General features: G+C 41.3%; 6 protein-coding genes. All 6 read left to right on the top strand.

The features are described from left to right. Positions 1–25: 25 nt before the first annotated feature. The 6 genes from nrdR to pepT all read left to right on the top strand — a co-directional run bounded on the left by nrdR (position 26) and on the right by pepT (position 5936). Positions 26–499, top strand: a complete 474-nt coding sequence (gene nrdR / locus A5875_RS05495) for a transcriptional regulator NrdR (RefSeq protein WP_088932687.1) — start codon at positions 26–28, stop codon at positions 497–499. A gap of 12 nt (positions 500–511) precedes the next feature. Next, positions 512–1825: a DnaD domain protein gene (locus A5875_RS05490; RefSeq protein WP_088932686.1), complete on the top strand. Its 1314-nt coding sequence runs from the start codon at positions 512–514 to the stop codon at positions 1823–1825. Continuing rightward, positions 1825–2751 (top strand): primosomal protein DnaI, encoded by a 927-nt coding sequence (gene dnaI / locus A5875_RS05485; protein WP_088932685.1) that lies wholly within the window; start codon positions 1825–1827, stop codon positions 2749–2751. Before A5875_RS05490 ends, dnaI begins: the two co-directional genes overlap by 1 nt. 116 nt (positions 2752–2867) lie before the next feature. Then, positions 2868–3581, top strand: coding sequence for a tRNA (adenine(22)-N(1))-methyltransferase (locus A5875_RS05480; protein WP_088932684.1), 714 nt, complete (start codon positions 2868–2870; stop codon positions 3579–3581). Then, complete coding sequence (locus A5875_RS05475) at positions 3562–4683, top strand: Nif3-like dinuclear metal center hexameric protein (RefSeq protein ID WP_422851556.1); 1122 nt, start codon at positions 3562–3564, stop codon at positions 4681–4683. The genes A5875_RS05480 and A5875_RS05475 overlap by 20 nt, the downstream gene beginning before the upstream one ends. Positions 4684–4706: 23 nt before the next feature. Next, positions 4707–5936, top strand: a complete 1230-nt coding sequence (pepT, locus tag A5875_RS05470) for a peptidase T (RefSeq protein WP_088932682.1) — start codon at positions 4707–4709, stop codon at positions 5934–5936. Positions 5937–6052 lie beyond the last annotated feature (116 nt).

Genomic DNA, 6052 nt, shown 5'->3' with positions numbered 1-6052 from the left:
ATATTAGGAAAGTGTGGGTGAAATTATGCGTTGTCCAAGATGTAATCATAATAATTCTCGAGTAATTGATAGTAGACAAACTGATGACGGGCGAGCGATTCGCCGTCGCAGAGAGTGTGAAAGCTGCGGATTCCGATTTACAACCTTTGAACGGATCGAGGCAGCACCTTTATTAGTCGTTAAACGTAATGGGGACCGTGAAGAGTTCAACCGTGACAAGATTTTACGCGGATTGATTCGTTCTGCGGAAAAACGTCCAGTAGCAATGGAACAGATGGAGCAAATCGTGGATCGCGTAGAAAATCGTGTCCGCAGCATGGGGGAAAACGAGATCCCGACAAGTCAAATCGGTGAGTTTGTCATGGAAGATTTGATGGAAGTCGATGAAATCGCCTATATCCGTTTTGCGAGTGTTTATCGCCAGTTTAAAGATATGTCTGTGTTCTTGAAGGAATTACAGGAGATCGTTGATAAAGCGAAATCAACGGATGAAGAGTAGGAGGCATTTTAAGTGGCAGAAGAACTAAAACCCAGCACCTTTTACACGGTCTATGGTGAGCCACAGCTTGATCAAAGTAAACAAGATGCTTTACTGTATTTATATCAACCGATCATAGGAAATGCTGCATTGAGTCTGTATTTGACTTTGATGAGTGATATTACGTTAGAAGGTAAAAGTCCCAGTTTGATGCACACCGATTTATTGGCGGCCGTTGATACTGGCTTAATGAATCTAGTGAAGGCGCGAGAACAGCTCGAAGGCATTGGTTTATTAGAAGCCTACGAAAAGACCGATAGTGAGATCGGTTTGAGCTTGATTTATCAATTGCGTCTGCCGCTTGGACCCAAAAAATTCTTTCAAGACCCTTTGATGGCCTATTTGCTGATGGATAAAGTTGGAAAGCGCCGTTATGAACGACTAGTTGAACGTTTTAAACCTAAAAGTTTTGAAAAAGGCACAGCTAAAAGTATCACCAAACGTTTTCGTGATGTTTATCGCTTTGACGAAACAGCTTTTGCCAGTCATAGCGAGGCTTTAGAACAAACACAAGAAGAATTTGCTGACAAATCAGATTTTGATTGGTCATTATTCACACAGCAATTGAAACGCTTCAGCTTGATTTTGACTTTGGAAGAGCGGGAGAAACTGCAGACATTTCAAACTTTGTATGGATTAAATGAACTAGATTTAGCAGAATATGTCGCCAAAGCTAGTGCCGGTGAAAAAACAGGACTGAACTTCAATTACTTGCGTCAACTGATCAATAAAGAAAAACGTCCGAATGTTGCTGCTGCTCCTAAAGAAACACCAGCAGAGAGTTCGACAAATGGCAGTAATTTTTCGCCGCAGGAACTAGAAATTATCGCCCAAAGTAAAAAAATTGCACCAGTTACTTTTTTACGTGCGATTAAACGAGAAAAGGGCGGATTCGAGACTAATACGGAAGTCCGTTTATTGGAAGAGCTGATTGGTCGTAATTTATTACCCAAAAGTGTGATTAATATTATTATCAACTATATTTTGGTAATCCAAAACCAGGCGGTAATCAATGCAAACTATTTAAATGCGATCGCCAATGACTGGGCACAGAAGAAAATCGCGACTCCAGAAGCGGCGATCACCCATGTGCGGGAAAATAGTCAAAAATTGGTTCGCAAACCGCAAGCAAGCCGACCAGCTTATCAAAAACGCGGAGCTGGACGAAAAGAGGCTCTGCCAGAGCATATCAAGCAGCCGCCGCAAGAAAAGAAATTAACACCCGAAAAAGAAGCAGAACTAAACCGTAAGTTAGCGGAATATTTGAGTAAAGAAGGTGACGATTGATGGAAGATGTAGGAAAAGAATTGAATCGCATCATTAGAAGCCGTGGGGTCGATGGTCGTTACCGCCAAATGATGGAGGAGATTTTGGCCGACCAAGATGTTCGTCAATTTATTGAAGAGCACAAAGAAAAACTAACTCAGGAAGATATCGAAAAATCCTTTGCCAAGCTCTATGAGTTTGTCCAAGAGAAGAAGAAATATTTGGCAGGCGATTCCTCGATGATTGCACCCGGTTATGAACCGCAATTAAGTCTTAATTTTCATTTTATTGATGTGACTTATGTTCCGACAGATGAGTTGCTTAGAGTAAAACGCGAAGAGGAGATTCGTAACCGTGTAAACTCATTAGATATGCCAAAGGATATTCGCAAAGCTTCTATTCGGACATTCGAAGTTACTTCCGGTCGCAGCGAAGCTTTGGAAGCGTCACTGGATTTTATTAATCAATACGAAGCAAGTCCCAAAATGTTTCATAAGGCATTGTTTTTAGTTGGTGATTTTGGTGTCGGCAAAACGTATCTATTAGGAGCTGTTGCCCATGAACTGGCTGTCAAAGGCTTTGAAACAACGCTCTTGCATTTTCCAACCTTTGCTGGCGAAATGAAGCAGGCAATATCGAATGATAAAGTCGGCCCTAAGCTGGATGAGGTGAAGCGTGCGCCGATTTTGATGATCGACGACATTGGCGCGGACTCAATGAGTGCCTGGATTCGTGATGAAGTTTTAGGTGTGATCTTGCAGCATCGGATGCAGGAGCAATTGCCGACGTTCTTTTCTTCCAATTTTAATATGAATCAGTTGGAGCAGCACTTGTCTGTTACGCAACGAGGAGATGAAGAACCATTAAAGGCTAAACGCATCATGGAACGTATCCGCTATTTAAGTAAAGAAATTTGGGTGATTGGTGAAAATCGCCGAAATGGATAAAAAAGAAAATTCTCTTAGAAAAAGGAAAACGCCCTATTAAAAAGCGCTGTCATTTAGCTCTTTTTAGGGGGCGCTTTTTTTAAGGAGTGTTATAATCAATTTTAGGATGTGAAAAAATGAACGCCAAAGATTTATCGCTTCGTTTACAAAAAGCAGCAGAATTTGTACCGCAGGATGCGCGTCTAGCCGACATCGGCTCGGACCATGCCTATTTACCGGTTGCTTTGATGCTGCAAGAAAAAATCTCGTATGGTATCGCCGGTGAAGTTGTTGTCGGTCCGTATGAATCTGCCAAAAGGCAAGTTGCCAAAAATGGATTAGAAAAATCAATTGATGTTCGCTTAGCCGATGGACTTGAAGCCGTAGAGTTGAGTGATCAAGTTTCCGCTATTACCATTTGCGGAATGGGCGGTGTATTGATCCGCGATATTTTACAGCGTGGGAAAGATAAAAATCGTTTATCAGGAAAAGAACGGCTGATTTTGCAGCCGAATGTTGGTGAGCGTCAATTACGACAATGGCTGGTAAATGAACATTATACGATTACCCATGAAGCCATTATTGAAGAAAATAATAAAGTGTACGAAGTAATCGTAGCTGACAAACTTTCAGAGGCTCCTGAGTATTCAGCTAAAGAGCTCTTTTTTGGACCAGTGCTATTAAATGATAAAAATGCTGTTTTCGTTGCAAAGTGGCAGCACAAATTAGAGAAAAGCGAAAAGATCCTAGCCAGCTTGCACCAAAGTGATCAGGATGTCGCTGAGAAAATTCAAGAAGTTGTACAAGAAATTGAATGGATCAAGGAGGTACTTGCAGATGCAGGGAAGTGAATTTATCCAACGATTTAAGCAGTATTGTCCTGAGTGGTTAGCTGAAGAAGGCGATCCAGTCGGGCTGCATATCGGCACTTTGAATAAAACGGTCGACCGGATCATGATGAGTTTAGATGTTCGCCCGGCAGTTGTTGAAGAAGCGATCGCTAAGAAAATCGATTTGCTGATTGTGAAGCATCCGCCGATTTTTCGTCCCGTTTCACGTTTAACAACGGATGACGTTCAAACGAAAATGTACGCTGATTTAATCAAACACGACATTGCTGTTTATGCGGCGCATACAAATATGGATATCATCCATAATGGATTGAATGATTGGTTCTGCGAGGCTTTAGACGTTTTTGATACGGATTATCTAATTCATACTCATACTGTAAAAATGAAAAAGCTTGCGGTCTATGTGCCTCAAACTGATGCGAAAGCAATGCGTGAAGCATTAGCAAAAGCGGGTGCAGGCGAACAAGGGAATTATCAAGCGACCTCATTCACGGTAAATGGAACTGGACGTTTCACCCCGACGAGTGCAGCGACACCTGCGATTGGTTCGGCTAATGTGCCGGAACAGGTTCAGGAAAGTAAAATCGAAGTGATCTTTCCAGAAACAAAACAAGCCGAAGTTGAATCAGCGATGTTAGCAGCGCATCCTTATGAGGAGCCGGCTTATGATATTTATCAGCTTGATAATCTCGCTGAAAACTACGGGATTGGACGTGTCGGAGAGTTAAAAGAAGCGATGCCGACTGAAGATTTTATCACAAAAGTCAAAAAAACGTTCGATTTGGAAGGTTTACGTGTGATTTATCCTCATAATGAAAAGAAAATGATCAAACGAGTCGCGATTTGCGGCGGCAGCGGAGAGAAATTTTATCGCGATGCCATAGCCACAAACGCTGACGTTTATATTACTGGAGATGTTTATTATCATACCGCCCATGATATGCAGGAGACCGGTATGCTGGTAATTGATCCGGGGCATTACATTGAGTCGCTTTGTAAAGAAAAAATGGTGGCTCTATTTAACCAATGGAAAAATGAAGAGGACTGGAAGGTTGATTTCTTCGTGTCTGAGACTTCCACCAATCCTTTTTCATTTAAATAATTAGCATTAAAGGAGAGAGTAAGATGTACGAAAATTTATTACCGCGTTTTTTAAACTATGTTAAGACAGAAACTCGTTCTGATGCGACAAGCACCACAACACCAACAACTCAAACACAGGTAGCCTTTGCTCATGAGCTGATGAAAGAATTAGAAAAAATCGGCATGAAAGATATTACTTATAATGAGACTAATGGCTATGTGATTGCGACTTTGCCAAGCAACCTTGACAAAGAAGCGCGGACTATCGGATTCATCTCTCACATGGATACAGCAGATTTCAATGCTGAAGGTGTCAACCCGCAAATCGTTGAAAATTATGATGGCGAATCAACCATCAAATTAGATGCTGATGGAAAATATACATTAAATGTCAAAGATTTCCCTAACTTGAAAAATTATGCCGGTCAAACATTGATCACAACAGACGGTTCAACATTACTTGGTTCCGATGACAAGTCTGGAATCGCTGAAATCATGACCGCGATGGAACACTTGATTAATCATCCTGAAATCAAACACGGCGAAGTACGTGTCGGCTTTGGTCCCGATGAAGAAATCGGTATCGGTGCTGATAAGTTTGATGTTGACCAATTCAAAGCAGATTTTGCCTATACAATGGATGGCGGACCAATCGGTGAATTGCAATTCGAAACATTCAGCGCAGCACAAGCTGAAATTACGATGCATGGTAAAAACGTTCACCCAGGTACAGCTAAAAACACAATGATCAATGCGCTGCAAATGGCGATTGATTTCCATAATCAATTACCTGAAGACGAACGTCCAGAAAACACAGATGGTCGTCAAGGCTTCTATCATTTACTTGCTTTAGACGGAAATGTGGAAGAAGCGAAAATGACTTATATCATCCGTGACCATGATCGCGAAAAATTTGAAGCACGGAAACAAATGATTACGGATATCCAAGCAAAAATAAACAGCCAATTTGATGAAGAACGTGTGGAAATCAACATGTATGATCAATACTACAACATGGGCGAAATCATCGAGAAGGATATGAGCGTCATCGACCTAGCGAAAGGTGCGATGGAAGAAGTCGGTGTTACACCAACTATTGAACCAATTCGCGGCGGTACTGACGGTTCTAAGATTTCATTCATGGGTCTTCCTACACCAAACATTTTTGCTGGTGCTGAAAACATGCATGGACGCTTTGAATTTGTTTCATTACAAACGATGGAAAAGGCCGTTGACGTGATTGTGAAGATCATTGAAAACAATGCTAAATAGTTTTATTTCGAAAAAGCTTTGAGGAAACTTGAAGCTTTTTCTTTTTTTGCTCATTCGCATGTGGTAGGCTATAGCAATAAAGAGAAATGATATAGATTTATCTCTTATACACATCT

This window comes from Enterococcus sp. 3H8_DIV0648, from assembly GCF_002140655.1.
Lineage (GTDB): Bacteria > Bacillota > Bacilli > Lactobacillales > Enterococcaceae > Enterococcus_A > Enterococcus_A hulanensis.
This window is presented reverse-complemented; position numbering and strand designations above follow the sequence as displayed.